The sequence below is a fragment of the Amycolatopsis sp. NPDC004169 genome (assembly GCF_040610315.1).
Lineage (GTDB): Bacteria > Actinomycetota > Actinomycetes > Mycobacteriales > Pseudonocardiaceae > Amycolatopsis.
Window position 1 is genome coordinate 267662 of sequence record NZ_JBEXMD010000002.1, and the last position, 16370, is coordinate 284031.

The 16370-nt window shown below is 71.2% G+C and carries 18 protein-coding genes; 17 read left to right on the forward strand and 1 reads right to left on the reverse strand.

The window, feature by feature from the left end; genetic code table 11:
- Positions 1-1779 (reverse strand): ABC transporter ATP-binding protein, encoded by a 1779-nt coding sequence (locus tag ABZX11_RS03925; protein WP_354909633.1) that lies wholly within the window; start codon positions 1777-1779, stop codon positions 1-3.
- A gap of 195 nt (positions 1780-1974) precedes the next feature.
- Here ABZX11_RS03925 and ffh point away from each other — a divergent pair, with 195 nt between their 5' ends.
- From ffh to ABZX11_RS04010, 17 genes are all read left to right on the forward strand, one after another.
- Positions 1975-3513 carry a signal recognition particle protein gene (ffh, locus tag ABZX11_RS03930; RefSeq protein ID WP_176172173.1) on the forward strand — a complete coding sequence of 513 codons (1539 nt, stop codon included), beginning with the start codon at positions 1975-1977 and terminating at the stop codon, positions 3511-3513.
- Positions 3510-4586, forward strand: a complete 1077-nt coding sequence (locus tag ABZX11_RS03935) for an amidohydrolase family protein (protein ID WP_354909636.1) — start codon at positions 3510-3512, stop codon at positions 4584-4586. Before ffh ends, ABZX11_RS03935 begins: the two co-directional genes overlap by 4 nt.
- A 46-nt stretch (positions 4587-4632) precedes the next feature.
- The gene (locus ABZX11_RS03940; protein WP_176172171.1) at positions 4633-5358 is read left to right on the forward strand and encodes a type II CAAX endopeptidase family protein; all 726 of its coding nucleotides are present in this window, start codon (positions 4633-4635) and stop codon (positions 5356-5358) included.
- A 101-nt stretch (positions 5359-5459) separates the two neighbouring features.
- A complete protein-coding gene (locus ABZX11_RS03945) occupies positions 5460-6263 on the forward strand; it encodes a type II CAAX endopeptidase family protein (RefSeq protein WP_176172170.1) in 804 nt (267 codons plus the stop codon).
- Between the two features lie 159 nt (positions 6264-6422).
- Positions 6423-6866, forward strand: coding sequence for a 30S ribosomal protein S16 (gene rpsP, locus ABZX11_RS03950; RefSeq protein WP_176172169.1), 444 nt, complete (start codon positions 6423-6425; stop codon positions 6864-6866).
- Positions 6863-7102: an RNA-binding protein gene (locus ABZX11_RS03955; protein ID WP_003103110.1), complete on the forward strand. Its 240-nt coding sequence runs from the start codon at positions 6863-6865 to the stop codon at positions 7100-7102. Before rpsP ends, ABZX11_RS03955 begins: the two co-directional genes overlap by 4 nt.
- 23 nt (positions 7103-7125) lie before the next feature.
- Positions 7126-7638 carry a ribosome maturation factor RimM gene (rimM, locus tag ABZX11_RS03960; RefSeq protein ID WP_354909639.1) on the forward strand — a complete coding sequence of 171 codons (513 nt, stop codon included), beginning with the start codon at positions 7126-7128 and terminating at the stop codon, positions 7636-7638.
- A 1-nt stretch (position 7639) separates the two neighbouring features.
- Positions 7640-8419 (forward strand): tRNA (guanosine(37)-N1)-methyltransferase TrmD, encoded by a 780-nt coding sequence (gene trmD / locus ABZX11_RS03965; RefSeq protein WP_176172167.1) that lies wholly within the window; start codon positions 7640-7642, stop codon positions 8417-8419.
- 133 nt (positions 8420-8552) lie between these two features.
- Complete coding sequence (rplS, locus tag ABZX11_RS03970; RefSeq protein WP_013223853.1) at positions 8553-8921, forward strand: 50S ribosomal protein L19; 369 nt, start codon at positions 8553-8555, stop codon at positions 8919-8921.
- Between the two features lie 31 nt (positions 8922-8952).
- Positions 8953-9891 (forward strand): signal peptidase I, encoded by a 939-nt coding sequence (gene lepB / locus ABZX11_RS03975; protein ID WP_176172166.1) that lies wholly within the window; start codon positions 8953-8955, stop codon positions 9889-9891.
- Positions 9892-9981: 90 nt separating this feature from the next.
- Positions 9982-10818, forward strand: coding sequence for a ribonuclease HII (locus tag ABZX11_RS03980; RefSeq protein ID WP_354909856.1), 837 nt, complete (start codon positions 9982-9984; stop codon positions 10816-10818).
- Complete coding sequence (locus tag ABZX11_RS03985; RefSeq protein ID WP_003096226.1) at positions 10815-11138, forward strand: DUF2469 domain-containing protein; 324 nt, start codon at positions 10815-10817, stop codon at positions 11136-11138. The genes ABZX11_RS03980 and ABZX11_RS03985 overlap by 4 nt, the downstream gene beginning before the upstream one ends.
- 212 nt (positions 11139-11350) lie before the next feature.
- Positions 11351-11728 (forward strand): YraN family protein, encoded by a 378-nt coding sequence (locus tag ABZX11_RS03990; protein ID WP_176172165.1) that lies wholly within the window; start codon positions 11351-11353, stop codon positions 11726-11728.
- Positions 11728-13239, forward strand: coding sequence for a YifB family Mg chelatase-like AAA ATPase (locus ABZX11_RS03995; protein WP_354909642.1), 1512 nt, complete (start codon positions 11728-11730; stop codon positions 13237-13239). The genes ABZX11_RS03990 and ABZX11_RS03995 overlap by 1 nt, the downstream gene beginning before the upstream one ends.
- 440 nt (positions 13240-13679) lie before the next feature.
- Entirely contained in the window at positions 13680-14042 is a 363-nt protein-coding gene (locus tag ABZX11_RS04000; protein WP_354909645.1) for a hypothetical protein, read from the forward strand.
- Positions 14039-15181: a DNA-processing protein DprA gene (gene dprA, locus ABZX11_RS04005; RefSeq protein ID WP_354909647.1), complete on the forward strand. Its 1143-nt coding sequence runs from the start codon at positions 14039-14041 to the stop codon at positions 15179-15181. Before ABZX11_RS04000 ends, dprA begins: the two co-directional genes overlap by 4 nt.
- A gap of 102 nt (positions 15182-15283) precedes the next feature.
- A complete protein-coding gene (locus tag ABZX11_RS04010; protein ID WP_354909858.1) occupies positions 15284-16264 on the forward strand; it encodes a tyrosine recombinase XerC in 981 nt (326 codons plus the stop codon).
- Positions 16265-16370 lie beyond the last annotated feature (106 nt).

Here is a 16370-nt window from a genome sequence, read left to right on the forward strand (position 1 = left end):
TTAGGTGCTCCCGTGGACAAGCCGGGCATAGCGCCCGTCGCGCGTCAGTAGTTCCTCGTGCGTCCCCCTTTCGGCGATCCGGCCCTCGTGCAGCACCACGATCTGGTCCGCGTGCTCCACAGTGGACAGCCGGTGCGCGATCGTCAGCGTCGTGCGGTCGGCGGCGAGCCGATCGAGCTCGGCCTGCACCGAGCGTTCGGTGCGGGTGTCGAGCGCGCTGGTCGCCTCGTCGAGGATCAGTACCGGCGGGTTGCGCAGCAGGATCCGGGCGATCGCGATCCGCTGCTTCTCGCCCCCGGAAAAGCGGTAGCCGCGCTGGCCGACGACCGTGTCGTACCCCTCCGGCAGCCCGGCCAGGGTGTCGTGGATGTGCGCGGCCTTCGCCGCCCGCTCGATCTCGTCGTCCGTCGCGTCCGGCTTGGCGAACCGCAGGTTCTCGCGCACGGTGTCGTGGAAGAGGTAGGTCTCCTGCGACACCAGCCCCACGCCGGCCGCCAGGGAGGCCAGCGTGACGTCACGGACGTCGGTGCCGTCGATCGTCACCGAACCGCTGCTGACCTCGTACAACCGCGCGACGAGGTAGGCGAGCGTTGTCTTGCCCGAGCCGGTCGAGCCGACCAGCGCCGTCGTGGTCCCGGCCGGCACGTCGAGATCGATGTCCTGCAGCGTCGGCGGCCCGTCTTCGTCGTAGCGGAACGACACGCTCCGCATCGAGACGTCGCCCCGGCGCACCTGCAGCTCACGCGCACCGGGCTTGTCGGCGATCTCCACCGGCAGGTCCAGTACCTCGAAGATGCGGCCGAACAGCGCCTTCGACGTCGCCACGTTCTGCCCGATGCTCTGCATCGCGCTCGCCGGCGCGACCAGCCGGTTCAGCATGCTGGTGAACGCCACGACGGTGCCGAGCGAGATCGGCGACGCCCCACCGGCCAGCGCCAGCCCGGCGATCCAGTAGACCAACGCCGGGATCACCGTCAGGCTCATCGCCCGCGACGCCGTCTGCCACCGGCCGGCCAGGGCCGCCGCCCGTTCCAGCGAAGCGATCTCCCGCGACTCCGCACCGAACCGCTCGCGCATCGCCCGCTCGTTGCCCATGGTCTTGGCGAGCAGCACCCCGGTGACCGACAGGGACTCCTCGACCATCGTCGTCAGCCGCGCCATCCGGCGGGTCCGGCCGCGGGCCAGGTTCCGCCGCTTCTTGCCCAGCCGCAGCGTGAACAGCAGGAACAGCGGCACGACGATCAGGGAGAGCGCCGCCAGCTGCCAGTCGAGCAGGACCAGGGCCACCGCGATGGCGATCGTCGTGGTCGCGTTCTGCACCATCGACCCGGCCGTCGTGGTGATCACGTTGTCGACCGCGCCGATGTCGTTGAACACCCGCGAGAGCACTTCGCCGCTCTTCGTCCGCGTGAAGAAGCCGAGCGACATCCGCTGCAGGTGACCGTAGACCGAGACGCGCAGCTCGTTCATCACCCGCTGCCCGATGGTGTTGGACAGCCCGGTGGTGGCGACGCCGAGCGAGCCGCTGCCCACCGCGCAGACGATCATCCCGGCCGCCAGCAGGCTGATCAGCAGCGTGTCCCGGTGCGGCAGGGCGTCGTCGAGGATCTCGCGCAGCAGGAACGGCGAGACGACGCCGAGGCCGGCCTGCACGACGATCAGCGCGAACAGCACGCCGAGCGGCCCGCGATGCGGGCGGAACAGGCCGGCGATCCGCCGCAGCGGCACCGGTTCGTCGGTGTCGCCGGCCGGTTCGCGCAGGACGGGGACTGAGGTCATGCACCCATGTTTACTAAAATCCGGCTCGGACGCCACCACTTTTCGCACGATCACTCGGAAGTGCGTCGAACACTGGTTAACGTACGTGTACTACAGCCCGCACACCCGCGGAGGGAAGGAGCCGGAGCGACTACCCTCGACAGAGCCGGCCGTGTCCGGCGCGCCACCATCGACCCAGCTGGAGCGTGCACACCCGTGTTCGACACCCTCTCCGATCGGCTCACCGCCGCCCTGCAGACGCTCACGCGCAAGGGCAGGCTGTCCGACGCCGACATCGACGCCACCGCGCGCGAGATCCGCATCGCGCTGCTGGAGGCCGACGTCGCCCTCGGCGTGGTCAAGACCTTCATCGCGAGGATCAAGGAGCGGGCGAAGGGCGCCGAGGTCTCCCAGGCGCTCAACCCCGCGCAGCAGGTCGTCAAGATCGTCAACGAGGAGCTCGTCGGGATCCTCGGCGGCGAGACGCGCCGGCTGAACCTGGCCAAGACCCCGCCGACCGTGATCATGCTCGCGGGTCTGCAGGGTGCCGGTAAGACGACGCTCGCCGGCAAGCTCGCCCTGTGGCTGAAGAAGCAGGGCCACGCGCCGATGCTGGTCGCCTGCGACCTCCAGCGCCCGAACGCCGTCACGCAGCTGCAGGTGGTCGGCGAGCGCGCCGGTGTCGTCACCTTCGCGCCGGAGCCGGGCAACGGCGTCGGCGACCCGGTCGACGTCGCCCGCCGTGCCATCGCCGAGGCCAAGCACGCGCAGCACGACGTCGTCGTGGTCGACACCGCGGGCCGCCTGGGCGTCGACGAAGAGCTGATGAAGCAGGCCGCGGACATCCGCGACGCGGTCGAGCCGGACGAGGTCCTGTTCGTCGTCGACGCGATGATCGGCCAGGACGCCGTGACCACGGCCCAGGCGTTCCAGGACGGCGTCGGCTTCTCCGGCGTCGTGCTCACGAAGCTCGACGGTGACGCCCGCGGTGGTGCCGCGCTGAGCGTCCGCGAGGTCACCGGCCAGCCGATCCTCTTCGCCTCCAACGGCGAGAAGCTCGAGGACTTCGACACCTTCCACCCGGACCGGATGGCGTCGCGGATCCTCGGCATGGGTGACGTGCTCACCCTCATCGAGCAGGCCGAGCAGGCTTTCGACCAGAAGCAGGCCGAGAAGGCCGCGGAGAAGCTCTCCAGCGGCCAGCTCACCCTGGAGGACTTCCTCGAGCAGATGCTCGCGGTCCGCAAGATGGGCCCGATCGGCAACCTGCTCGGCATGCTCCCGGGTGCCGGTCAGATGAAGGACCAGCTGGCCCAGGTCGACGACAAGCACCTGGACAAGCTGCAGGCGATCATCCGCGGCATGACCCCGGCCGAGCGCGAAGACCCGAAGATGATCAACGGCTCGCGGCGGCTGCGCATCGCCAACGGCTCCGGCGTCACCGTCCGCGAGGTCAACGACCTGGTCAACCGGTTCTTCGAGGCCCGCAAGATGATGGCCCAGATGGCCGGCCGGTTCGGCTTCGGCGGCGGGGGCGGCTCGAAGTCCCGCAAGGGCAAGAAGGGCAAGAAGGGCGGGCGCGGCCCGACCCCGCCCAAGGTCCGCGGCGGCTTCCCCGGCGGCATGCCGATGCTGCCTCCGGGCGGCGGGATGCCGGGCGGCATGCCCGACCTGTCCCAGCTGGGCGGCATGAACGACGTCCCGGGCTTCGACCCGTCGAAGTTCAAGCTGCCGAAGAACCCCAAGGACAATTGAGCACCGCGCTGCACGCCGCCGGGGTGGTCCTGCCCGGCGGCGAGACCCGCGAGCTGTGGATCACCGGCGGCCGGATCTCGTTCGAGCCGGTGCCGGACGCCGAGACGCTGGGCCGGGACGTCTTCCTCGTGCCCGGCCTGGTCGACGCGCACTGCCACCCCGGCATCGGCGTCGGCGGCCCCGTCTCGCTCGAGGAAGCGGCCGCGCAGGCGATCACCGACCGGAACGCCGGCACGCTGCTCATCCGCGACTGCGGGCTCTCGATCGACGTCCGGCCGCTGCAGGCCCGCGCCGACCTGCCGTCGATCATCCGCGCCGGGCAGCACCTCGCCCTGGTCAAGCGGTACATCCCCGGCCTCGGCATCGAGCTGGAGGACCCGGCGCAGCTGCCCGAGGCCGTGGCCGAGCAGGCTCGTGACGGCGACGGCTGGGTCAAGCTCGTCGGCGACTGGATCGACCGCGGCGCGGGTGACCTGGCCCCGCTGTGGCCGGACGACGTCCTGGCCGAAGCCGTGAAGGTGGCGCACGAGAACGGCGCCCGCGTCACCGCGCACGTGTTCGGCGAAGCGGCGTTGCCGGGGCTGATCGCGTCCGGCATCGACTGCCTGGAACACGGCACCGGTCTGAGCGCCGGCCAGCTGGCCGAGCTCGCCCGCCACGACGTCGCCCTGGTCCCGACGCTGATCAACATCGAGAACTTCCCGGGCATCGCCGACAAGGCGGGCAAGTACCCGACGTACGCCGCTCACATGCGCGCGTTGCACGCCGGCGTCGGCGAGATGGTCGCTTCGGCCATCGAAGCCGGCGTACGCGTCTTCGCGGGCAGCGACGCCGGAGGCATGGTCGAGCACGGCAGGCTCGTCGACGAGATCGAGGCGCTCCACCGCGCCGGCATGACGCGCGAACAGGCCCTCGCGAGCGCGTCGTGGGCCGCGCGCGACTGGCTCGGCCGCCCCGGCATCGCCGACGGCGCGCCCGCCGACCTGCTCGTCTACCCGGCCGATCCGCGCGAGGACCTGGGTGTCCTCCGGCATCCGTCGCACATCGTGCTCGGCGGGGTCGTGTACGCCTAGACCCCCGCCGATTTCCTTGCGGGGGCGGCACTTTAGCGTGGGGCGTGTGACGGACGACGACGGCGCACGGCGCGTGCTCGGGGCGCACTGGTGTTTCGTGGCGTTCCTCGCGGGCATCGCCGGCTACTACCTGACCAACCTGATCATCGCCGCGGCGGTCAACCGCAACGTCGGCGAGTTCGACCCCCTCGAGCTGCACGACATCGGCCCGCTCCTGCTCCTGGCCTTCGTGCCCAACCTGCTGCTCGGCCTCGGCCCGGCAATCGGTTCGTGGCGGTGGGGGGAAGGGCTGCGCACCGACTTCGGCCTCAAGCCGACCTGGCGCGACGTCCGGATCGGCCTGGCTTGCGGGGTGCTCGCCCTGGTCGTCGGCTACCTGCTCAACCTGGTGCTGATCGCGGTCTACGGCGCCGACGACGTCTCCGACAGCCCGCTGACCGACCTCGCCGACACCTTCGACGGCGACACGGTGTGGCTGGTGCTCGCCGCGGTGATCGTCATCGGCGGCGCGCCGATCACCGAGGAACTGCTGGTCCGCGGCACGTTGTGGAACGCGCTGTCGGTCCACCGCATCCCGCCGTGGGTGGTCCTCGTGCTCACCTCGCTCGTGTTCGCCCAGCTGCACGGCGAGCCGACCCGCACCATCGCGTTGTTCGGCCAGGGCCTCGCGATGGGGCTGGCCCGGCACCTGTCCGGCCGGGTCAGCGCCGGGGTGATCGCCCACGCGGCGAACAACCTGCCGCCGGCGGTGCTGCTGTTCGTCGCGCACTGAACGTTGCGAAGATCGATGGACAGTAGCTGGACGGATACTGTGCGATCACATCCCGGCGGCTAGGCTCGACATCTGGAGCCGACCGACGCGGAGGGCAAGGCGTGACCACTTCCCAGCCCCGGGACCCGGCTGCCGACGCCACGCCGTTGCCCGAGCCCGAGGAGCCCGCCGCGACCGCCTTCCTGCCGCCCGCGCCGCGGCACCGGTGGGGCTTCGGGGCCTTCCTGCTGGTCGAGGCCGTGCTGCTGGCCTCCGCGGCCTTCGTGTCCGTCCTCGTCGGCGACACCGGCCCCGGCCCGCTGCCGATGCGCGTCGTGCTGCTCGGCACCATGCTGCCGACGATGATCGCGGCCGGCGTCGCGGTGCTGATCACCTTCGTCCGCGGCAACGGACCGGTGGTCGACCTGCGTCTCGAGTGGCGCTGGGCCGACGTGAAGACCGGGCTGCGCTACGGCTGCATCGGGCTGGTTTCCACGACCCTGGCCGCCTACCTGTGGACGCAGCTGGTCGGCGACGCGAACGCGTCGTCGGCGATCAGCGCGCTGGTCGAGGACCGCCGGATGTCGATTTCCGCGGCGTTGGTGATGTTCGTCTACCTCTGGCTGCTCGGCCCCATCTGCGAGGAGATCATCTACCGCGGCCTGCTCTGGGGCGCCGCGGAACAACTGCAGTGGCGCAGCGAGCGCTGGGGCCGGGTCGCGGCCTTCCTGCTGTCGACGGCGGTGTTCGCGGCCAGCCACCTCGAGCCGCTGCGGACGACGTTGCTGCTGGTCATCGCGGTGCCGATCGGCCTGGTGCGGCTGGTCACCGGCCGGTTGCCGGGCAGCATCGTCGCGCACCAGGTGAACAACTTCCTGCCCGCGCTGACCATCCTGCTCGGGGCGCTCGGGGTGGCCTCTTTCTAGGTGCGCGGGTGCCGTCTGGCAGAATGGTTCACTGCCTGCTTCCGCCGGACCCTCTCACCGTGCGAAAGCTCCTGACCTTCGGGTGCCCGCGTCCGTGTCCCCACTCGGCCCGCGTGCGCCCAGCCCAGCACCAGAGAGATTCGAGGAGAACCCACACCCGTGGCCGTCAAGATCAAGCTGCAGCGCCTCGGCAAGATCCGTGCGCCGTACTACCGCATCATCGTTGCCGACGCGCGCACCCGCCGGGACGGCAAGGCCATCGAGACGATCGGCAAGTACCACCCGAAGGAAGAGCCGAGCCTGATCGAGGTCGTCTCCGAGCGCGCCCAGTACTGGCTGGGTGTCGGCGCGCAGCCGACCGAGCCGGTCCAGCGCCTGCTGGAGATCACCGGTGACTGGCAGAAGTTCAAGGGCCTGCCGGGCGCCGAGGGCACCCTGAAGGTGGCCGAGCCGAAGCCGTCGAAGCAGGACCTGTTCAACGCCGCGCTCGCCGCGGCAGGCGAGGAGCCCTCGGCCGAGGCCACCACGCCGAAGAAGAAGTCCGCCCCGAAGAAGGCCGAGGCCGAGAAGGCGGAGGCCGCTGAGGGCGAGAAGTCCGAGTGAGTTTCCTCGCGGACTCCCTCGAGCACCTGGTGCGCGGGATCGTCGACAACCCGGACGAGGTCCGGGTCGAGCTGCTGACCACGCGCCGTGGCCGCACGCTCGAGGTGCACGTGCACCCCGACGACCTCGGCAAGGTGATCGGCCGGGGTGGTCGCACGGCGACCGCCCTGCGCACCGTCATGGGCGGCATCGGTGGCCGCGGCGTCCGGGTGGACGTCGTCGACACCGACCGCTGAGCGCCTTTTCGGAAACGGTCAGGATGGACGTCGTAGTCGGCCGCATCGCGAAGGCGCACGGCATCCGCGGGGAACTCGCGGTGGACGTGCGCACGGACTCGCCGGAAGAGCGGTTCAAGATCGGTGCGGCCGTCACGACGAAGCTGCGTGACGGCAGCAAAAGGGAACTCACCATCGCAGCCGCCCGCGAACACAGCGGGCGGCTGCTGGTGCGTTTCGAGGAGGTGCTGACCCGCGACGTCGCCGAGACACTGCGGGGTGCGCTCCTGCTCGCCGACACGGACACGCTGCCGCCGACCTCCGACCCCGACGAGTTCTACGACCACGAGCTGGCCGGCCTGCGGGCCGAGCTGGCCGACGGCACTGTCATCGGCAAGGTCGTCGAGGTCGTGCACTCGCCCGCGGGCGAGCTGCTGGAGCTGGACGTCGAGGGCCGTGACGTGCTGGTCCCGTTCGTCCGCGCGATCGTCCCCACGGTGGACGTCGCGGGCGGCCGGGTCGTGCTCGACCCGCCGGAAGGGCTCCTGGACGCCTGACATGCGGATCGACGTCGTCACGATCTTCCCCGAGTACCTCGACCCGCTGCGTGCCGCGCTGCTGGGCCGGGCGATCGACCGCGGCCTCATCGAGGTCGGCGTGCACGACCTGCGCGACTGGACGCACGACGTCCACCGCGCGGTCGACGACGCGCCGTATGGCGGGGGCCCCGGCATGGTGATGAAGCCGCAGATCTGGGGCCCGGCGCTGGACGACGTCTGCCGTCCCGAGACGCGGCTCGTCGTGCCGACGCCGGCCGGGCGCCCGTTCACACAGGAGCTGGCGCACGAGTACGCGTCGGAGAAGCACCTGGTGTTCGCCTGCGGCCGGTACGAGGGCATCGACCAGCGGGTCGTCGACGACGCGGCCCGCCGGATGCCGGTCGACGAGGTGTCGATCGGCGACTACGTCCTGGTCGGCGGCGAGGCGGCGGTGCTGGTCATCGTCGAGGCCGTCGTCCGGCTGCTGCCCGGGGTGCTCGGCAACGCCCGCTCGGCCGCGGAGGACTCGTTCTCCGACGGCCTGCTCGAGGGGCCCAGCTACACGCGCCCGGAGGTGTGGCGGGACCTCGCCGTGCCGGACGTGCTGCGGTCGGGCAACCACGCGCTGATCGACCGCTGGCGGCGTGACCAGGCCCTCGAGCGCACCGCCCGTCGCCGCCCCGATCTCCTTGCGGCGCTGCCGGAAGGTAGTCTCGACAAGCACGACCGCGGGGTCCTGGAGGGCTTGGACCCCGAGCAGGCGGAGGGCCGGTTCTCCCGGCTCGATCCCGGTCTGTAATACTTGACAGGTTGGCGTGAGTGGACCTCCTCGTCCACGAGCCCGCCATCAGCCCCCCGGGTCGCCCGCAGCGGCACCGTTGCGCGCCTGGGGACGTGTACGCAAGCCATACGAAGACGAGGACGGACCACCGATGAACACCCTGGACGCGCTGGACAAGCAGTCGCTGCGTTCCGACATCCCGGACTTCCGCCCGGGCGACACGCTCAAGGTGCACGTCCGCGTCATCGAGGGCAACCGCGAGCGCAACCAGGTCTTCCAGGGCGTGGTCATCCGCCGTCAGGGCGGTGGCATCCGGGAGACCTTCACCGTGCGCAAGGTTTCGTTCGGCGTCGGCGTCGAGCGCACCTTCCCGGTGCACTCGCCGAACCTCGCCGAGATCGAGGTCCACAAGCGCGGCGACGTGCGGCGCGCGAAGCTGTACTACCTGCGCGACCTCCGCGGCAAGAAGGCCAAGATCAAGGAGCGCCGCGAGAACCGCGAGACGGCCTCGGCTAACTGAGTCACCACTCGGTTACCGGTAGCCTGACGACGTGGCCGAACCCGTGTCCCAGAACGCTCCCGAGGATGACCCCGATCGCTCCGAGGAGGACAAGCCGAGGCTGTCCCGCTCCGAGGAGCGCGGGGGATCCCGACGGCGGCGCGCCAAACCCGCCAAGAAACGGTCGTTCTGGAAGGAACTGCCGATCCTGCTCGTGATCGCCCTGGTGCTCACGATCCTGATCCAGACATTCCTGGCGAAGGTCTTCATGATCCCTTCGGGCTCCATGGAGGCCACCCTGCACGGGTGCCCCGGGTGCACCGGCGACCGGATCCTCGTCGACCGGGTCACCTACGACTTCACCGAGCCCGCTCCGGGCGACGTGATCGTGTTCAAGGGCCCGCAGGCGTGGATCAACAACGAGATCGCGCCGCAGGAGTCGAGCAACATCGTCGTCCAGGCCCTGCGCGGGCTGGGCTCGCTGGTCGGGTTCGCCCCGCCGGACGAGCGCGACTTCGTCAAGCGGGTGATCGCGGTCGGCGGCCAGACCGTCCAGTGCTGCGACCCGCAGGGCCGCATGATCGTGGACGGCAAGGCGCTCGACGAGCCGTACATCCACTGGGAAGACCCGTCCGTCCAGGAGCAGAAGACCTTCGACCCGGTCAAGGTCCCCGCCGGGATGCTCTGGGTGCAGGGCGACAACCGCAACAACTCCGACGACTCCCGGTTCCAGGGCGGCGGCGGCGTGAACGGGGCGGTCCCGGTGGACAACGTCATCGGCAAGGCCCGGATCATCGTCCTGCCGCCGAGCCGGTGGGGCGGGATCAGCGACCACAACCCGCAGGACTCGGCGCAGCCGGTGGCCCTCGGGGCGCCGGCCTGGCAGAGCGGGCTCCCGCTCGGCGCCGGGATCGCGGCGGCGTGGCCGGCGTTGTTCGTCGGGCGCAAGCTCAAGTCCGGACTGCGCCGGGTGGCCGGGCGGAAACCCTAACCACCCGACCCTTGCCGGCAGACGGGTGATCCAGCCTTGACACTTCCCGTTCCCCTGACGGCGGCCGAGCCGATCCGGCCACCGCGAGCCGTGGTGCGCGGCGACCTCTTCTGGGGTCTGCAGGGCGCGCTCGACCGCCGTGGCCTCGGCCCGGTCGCCGGCGTGGACGAAGCCGGCGCCGGGGCGTGCGCGGGGCCGCTGGTGGTCGCGGCCTGCGTGCTCAAGCAGGGCGACGCCACGAAGCTCACCGAGCTGACGGACTCGAAGATGATGACGGCCAAGGCGCGCGACCGGGTCTACGACCTGGTCCTCGCCCGGGCCGTCGACTACTCGGTGATCGTCATCCCGACCGAAGAGGTCGATCTCTACGGCATCCGGGTGATGAACTTGGAGGGCATGCGCCGCGCCGCGGCGGCCCTGCGCGTGCAGCCGGGCTACATCCTCACCGACGGCTTCCGGGTCCCGGGGCTGACCGCCCCGAACGCCGCGGTCATCAAGGGCGACCGTTCGGTGGCCTGCATCGCGGCCGCGTCGGTGCTGGCCAAGGTGACGCGGGACCGCATCATGGCGGGTTACCACGACGACCTCCCGCACTACGGGTTCGACGTCCACAAGGGGTACAGCACGTCCGACCACCTGGCGGCGCTGCGCGAACACGGCCCCAGCGACGTCCACCGATGGTCGTACACGAACGTGGCCACGGTGGCCCTCAAGCACGGCCTGCGCCCCGCGCGGCCGGTCCTGCTGACGTACGCGGCGCTCGAGAAGGCCGTTGAGACGCCCGGCGCGACGAGCCTGGCCGCGGCCCTCGACGAGGCATTAGAGCCACAACTCAGCCTGCCGCTGCATGCCCCGGCCGCGGGTGTGGGTCACAATGAACGCTCCGCCGGAGCAGCACGAGCCCGAGGAGGGGCGCGGATTTCATGAGCGCAGAGGATCTCGAGAAGTACGAGACCGAGATGGAGCTCTCGCTGTACCGCGAGTACCGCGACATCGTCGGCCAGTTCTCGTACGTGGTGGAGACCGAGCGGCGGTTCTACCTGGCGAACGCGGTCGACGTCCAGGTCCGCGACGGCGGCGGTGAGGTGTACTTCGAGGTCCGCATGTCCGACGCGTGGGTCTGGGACATGTACCGCCCGGCCCGGTTCGTGAAGCACGTCCGGGTCATCACGTTCAAGGACGTCAACGTGGAGGAGCTGGACAAGCCGGACCTCCGCCTGCCGGAAGACGGCCCGTTCTCGGGCTAGTCCTGTTGATTGCCGACCGCGCCGGCTCACCCCACCGGGTGAGCCGGCGCGGTTCTTTTGTCGCGCCGGTTGTCCACAACACCCCGGTTGTCCACAGCCGGGCGATCCGGGTCTGGTGAAGCCCGGCCGCCCGCTGGCATCGTCGAAAACACGCGCACCGTGATCACCGGGACCGCCCTGGTGACGGCGCGCACCGACGAGGGGGCGAACAGATGACGGGCACCGACGAGCTCGCGAGACACCGCCGCGACCTGGGCGCCTGGGGTGAGGACATCGCCCTCGGCTACCTCCGGGATCGCGGCCTCGTCCTGCTGGCCCGCAACTGGCGTTGCCGCGAAGGCGAGCTGGACCTCGTCTTCACCGACCGCACCCGGATCATCGTCTGCGAGGTGAAAACCCGCTCCGGCACGGAGTTCGGTCTCCCGACGGAAACGGTCTCCGAGGAGAAAGCCGGCCGCGTTCGCCGGGCCGCCCAGCGTTGGCTCAGCGAGTTCCGCCTCGGCTGGTGCCCCGTGCGCTACGACGTGGTGACCATCCTGGCGGAGCCGGGCAGCCGGCCGCAGCTGCAGCACATCGAGGCGGCGTTCTGATGCCGATCGCCAAAGCCTGGTCCGCAGGCCTCCTCGGCATCAACGGCCGGGTGATCGAGATCGAGGCCGACCTCGGCGGCGGGCTGAGCCGGATCACCCTCGTGGGCCTGCCCGACGCCGGGTTGCGCGAGGCGAAGGACCGCGTCCGGTCCGCGGTCCGCAATTCCGGGCAGCCCTGGCCCGACGGCAAGATCACGCTCGGCCTGTCCCCGGCGAACCTGCCCAAGATGGGTTCGGCCTTCGACCTGGGCATCGCCGCAGCGGTGCTGGCGGCCTCGGGCGCGGTCCCGGCCACCCGCCTGCTCGGCACGGTGCTGCTCGGCGAACTGGCGCTGGACGGCCGCATCCGCGCGGTCCGTGGCATCCTGCCGGGCCTGCTGGCGGCCAGGGCGGCAGGCTACGGCCGAGCCGTCGTGCCGACGGACTCCCTCGTCGAGGCGGCCCTCGTGGACGGCATCGAAGTCTCGGGCGCGCCGCACCTGCGGGACTTCGTGGCGTGGCTGAAGCGCGAAGCAGACCTGGCTCACCCGGAGCCGCCGGGTCCGGTGACCCCACCGGAGGTGCCGGACCTGGCGGACGTCGTCGGCCAGCCGGAGGCCCGCTGGGCCCTGGAGGTCGCGGCGGCGGGTGGCCACCACCTGCTGCTGACCGGTCCGCCCGGCGTGGGCAAGACGATGCTGGCGAAGCGCCTGCCCGGCCTCCTCCCGCAGCTGACGCCGGAGGAGTCCCTGGAGGTCACCGCGGTCCACTCGGTCGACGGCTCGCTGTCGAAGTCGTCGCCGCTGGTCACCGTGCCGCCGTTCGTGGCCCCGCACTATTCGATCTCGGTCCCGGCCCTGATCGGCGGAGGCAGCGGAATCGCCGCCCCGGGCGCCATCAGCCGAGCCCACCGCGGCGTGTTGTTCCTGGACGAGGTCTGCGAGTTCGGTGGCCAGTGCCTCGAGTCGCTCAGGACGGTCCTCGAGGAGGGCGAGGTGCGCATTTCCCGGGTGAAGGGGTCGATCACCTACCCCGCGCGGTTCCAGCTGGTCCTGGCGACCAACCCGTGCGCGTGCGCGCCCCCGAAGGACGCGGACTGCGTGTGCTCGCCGAGCGCCCGCCGACGCTACCTGGCCAAGCTGTCCGGCCCGCTGCTCGACCGCGTCGACCTGAGGGTCCGGTTGCGCCCGCTGAGCGCAATCACGGCGCACGACGCGGGCACGGCGGAGCCATCGGAGGCGGTCCGCCAACGAGTCTTCGCGGCGCGCGAGAGAGCCGCCCAACGTTGGAGCGGCCACGGCTGGCAGTCGAACTCGGAGGTACCCGGACCGGTTTTGCGCCGCGAGTTCGCCCTCCCCAGGGACGCAACAACATTGCTGGACCGAGCCATGGACAGAGGAGCCCTGACCGGCCGAGGAGCCGACCGTTGCCTGCGAATCGCCTGGACCCTCGCCGACCTGGACGCCGAACCCCGCCCAGGAGCCGACCAAGTAGGCGCAGCCCTGGCCTTCCGAGAGCGAGTGGCGCCATGAGCCTCAGCCAGCTGAATCCGACCGCCGCTGCGCTGCTGCGAGCGGCCGAGCCATCCCCGGCCGACCCCAGGCGGTCGGCTTCTCCCCAGCGAGCGGCCGAGCTGCAGATGCCAGCTCTCCTGACGTTGGCCGCCAACCTCAGGCGTTCGCCTTTCCGGCTGCGGATGGCCGAGCCGCCCCCGGCTCACCACAGGCGCTTGCCTTTCCCCGAGCGCGTGGATGAGCCGCAGACACCGGCCCTCCTCGCGTTCGCCGCCGACCCTGGGCGTTCGCCTTTGCGGATGTGGGTGGCCGAGCCGCCGTTGACTCCGGCTGCCTCTGTTGCTTGCTGCGAGCCGGCACCGATGCGGACCTTGGAGAAGCGGCTGGCTGAACGACCAGCTCATGTCGTAGTTGTCTTCGCCGCCGTGCCCGGTGGGTTGTTGCGTCGGAGGTGGATGGTGGCCGAGCCGCTGGCGCGCGGCGGGGTTACCTGCATTGCCGAGCGCGATTGGCCGGTTCTTGAAGAGCAGGTGGGGTTCGAGTCCTCGGTGTCCGGCGGGCTTCCCTCCGGTGCCGAGCACGATTGGCCGGTTTTCGAGGAGCGGGTGGTGGTCGAGTCCTCGGTGGCCGCCCGGGCTGCCTTTCTCGCCGAGCGTGGGTTGTCGGTGCTGCAGGAGCGGGTGGTTGAGTCGGCGGCGCGTGCCGTGATCGAGTCGTCGTCCGCCGCGTGTGATCTGTCGGTGTTCACCGAGCGGGCCGTCGAGCCTCCGGCGACGGTTTACTCGGCGCCTGCCGAGCGGCGCGAGCGGGTGGCGGCATGAGCACCGAGGAGTTGCGGCAGGCGCGCGCCTACCTGCTGCGCGTTGCCGAGCCTCCAGCGGCCGCCCTCGTCGCGTTCGTCGGCGAGCTTGGCCCCGTCGCGGCCGCCGCGCGGGTTCGGCGGGGTGATTGCCCGGCCGAAGTGCTCAAGGTGACCGAGGCGCGACGCGGCTTCGACCTTGTCGCCCAGGACTTCGCCCGAGCCGCCGAGATCGGTGCGCGTCTGGTTGTGCCCGAGGACGACGAGTGGCCCGCCTGGCCACTGCTCGCCTTGGACCTCGCGGCTCGGCGAGGCGTCACCGAAGCCGTGCCGCCATTGGCCTTGTGGGTGGCCGGTGAGGTTGCGCTCGGGTCCGCCGCCGATCGGGCCGTGGCCATCGTCGGTGCCCGTGCCGCGACCGACTACGGCGAACACCACGCCGCCGAGTTCGCCTACGGTCTGGCCAGCCGGGGCGTGCCCGTGTTCTCGGGTGCCGCCTACGGCATCGACGGCGCAGCACACCGCGGCGCACTCGCCGCCGAAGGTGTCACCGTCGCCGTGCTGGGATGTGCTCTGGATGCGGGCTATCCGGCCGGGCACGCCGGGATGCTGAGCCGGATCGTCCGCTCCGGTGGCGCGATCGTCAGCGAGTACCCGCCGGGCACTCCGCCCGCCCGGCACCGCTTCCTCGTCCGCAACCGGCTCATCGCGGCCCTCACCGAAGGCACCCTGGTGGTCGAAGCGGGGCGACGCAGCGGCGCCCGCAACACCGCGAGCACCGCCGGCGCCATCGGCAAAGTGGTGATGGCCCTGCCCGGGCCGGTGTCGTCGGGGATGTCCGTCGGCTGTCACGAACTGATCCGCGATGCCAAAGCGACGCTGGTCTCGACCGTCGACCAAGTACTCGAGACCGTCGGACGGTTCGGCATCGCGGAGGACACCGCCGCGAGCCGGCCGAAACGGCGCACCGACCGGCTGGGGCCCGAAGCGTTGCGTGCCTTCGAGGCGCTCGTCCTGCGCGCCGACCGGTCCGACGCCGAGATCGCGGCCGAATCGGGACTCCCGTTGCGGCGCGTGCGGGCGCTGCTTCCGGCCCTGGAGATCGACGGATTCGCCGTCCGCGGGGAGTCCGGCTGGCGACGACGGAAGGAAAGCGCATGAGGACGACGAAATCCGGGCGAAATCGTCGACAGCGTTCGGCCGGTCCGGTGGGGCGGCGTGGCGATCCTTGACCGAAGGCGGATGTTCGCGCAGCGTGACATCATGCCGCCACCACGCTCCGGCCGGGCCCGCCGTCCCGACCTGCGCGCGCTCCGGGCCGGGTTGCCCGAGGCCGTGCGAGCCGTCGTCACCGCCTACGAACGGCACCTCGGGCTCGAACGCGGCCTGTCCGCGCACACCGTCCGGGCGTACGTCGGCGATGCGGTGTCGCTGCTGGCGTTTGTCGTGGAAGGTGGCAGCGAGGTGGCGGAGCTGGACCTCGCCCAACTGCGTGCGTGGCTCGCCGCCCAGCAGTCCGGTGGGGCGAGCCGGACGACGCTCGCCCGGCGGGCGGCCTCGGCGCGGACGTTCACCGCCTGGGCGCACCGCACCGGCGTCCTGGCCACCGACCCCGGCGGCCGGCTGGCGGCGCCGCGGGCGCATCGCACCCTGCCGGGCGTGCTGCGTGCGGGGCAGGCCGGGGAGGTCATGCAGGCGTCGGCTGCCGGGGCCGCGCAACGCGATCCCGTCGCCCTGCGTGATCGTGCGATCGTCGAACTGCTCTACGCCACCGGCATCCGGGTGTCCGAGTTGTGCGGGCTGGACGTCGGTGAGGCCGACTTCTCTCGTCGTGTCGTGACGGTGCTGGGCAAGGGCGGCAAGGAGCGTGTCGTGCCGTTCGGTGTCCCGGCCGCGGAGGCGCTCACGGACTGGATCGACGAGGGGCGGCCGAAGATCATCGCCGAAAGCGGTGGTGAGAGCGCTGAGCCCGCGCTTTTCCTGGGTGTCCGCGGCAAACGCGTCGACCCGCGGGCCGTGCGGCGCGTCGTCCACGATGCCGTCACGGCGGTGCCCGGAGCACTCGACATGGGGCCCCACGGCCTGCGGCATTCCGCCGCGACGCATCTGCTCGAAGGGGGTGCCGATCTCAGGAGCGTTCAGGAACTGCTTGGTCACGCTACGCTTGCCACGACGCAGCTCTACACTCATGTGACCGTCGACCGGTTGAAAGCGATCCATGACCGAGCGCACCCCAGGGCCTGAGGCGGTCCGGGGAGGCTTGCCGGGGTCGTCACCAGCTGGCCCGGCGGCGCACGCGCATCCGCACGAGCACGGAGACGACACTGAGCCGCATGCCGACAACGACTGT

What these genes read in the sequence shown, in the direction of transcription:
- ABZX11_RS03925 (WP_354909633.1), bottom strand. Translation starts at nt 1,779, where the DNA reads ATGACCTCAGTCCCCGTCCTGCGCGAACCGGCCGGCGACACCGACGAA.
- rimM (WP_354909639.1), top strand. Translation starts at nt 7,126, where the DNA reads ATGGACGTCGTAGTCGGCCGCATCGCGAAGGCGCACGGCATCCGCGGG.
- trmD (WP_176172167.1), top strand. Translation starts at nt 7,640, where the DNA reads ATGCGGATCGACGTCGTCACGATCTTCCCCGAGTACCTCGACCCGCTG.
- rplS (WP_013223853.1), top strand. Translation starts at nt 8,553, where the DNA reads ATGAACACCCTGGACGCGCTGGACAAGCAGTCGCTGCGTTCCGACATC.
- ABZX11_RS03985 (WP_003096226.1), top strand. Translation starts at nt 10,815, where the DNA reads ATGAGCGCAGAGGATCTCGAGAAGTACGAGACCGAGATGGAGCTCTCG.
- ABZX11_RS03990 (WP_176172165.1), top strand. Translation starts at nt 11,351, where the DNA reads ATGACGGGCACCGACGAGCTCGCGAGACACCGCCGCGACCTGGGCGCC.
- ABZX11_RS03995 (WP_354909642.1), top strand. Translation starts at nt 11,728, where the DNA reads ATGCCGATCGCCAAAGCCTGGTCCGCAGGCCTCCTCGGCATCAACGGC.
- dprA (WP_354909647.1), top strand. Translation starts at nt 14,039, where the DNA reads ATGAGCACCGAGGAGTTGCGGCAGGCGCGCGCCTACCTGCTGCGCGTT.
- ABZX11_RS04010 (WP_354909858.1), top strand. Translation starts at nt 15,284, where the DNA reads ATGCCGCCACCACGCTCCGGCCGGGCCCGCCGTCCCGACCTGCGCGCG.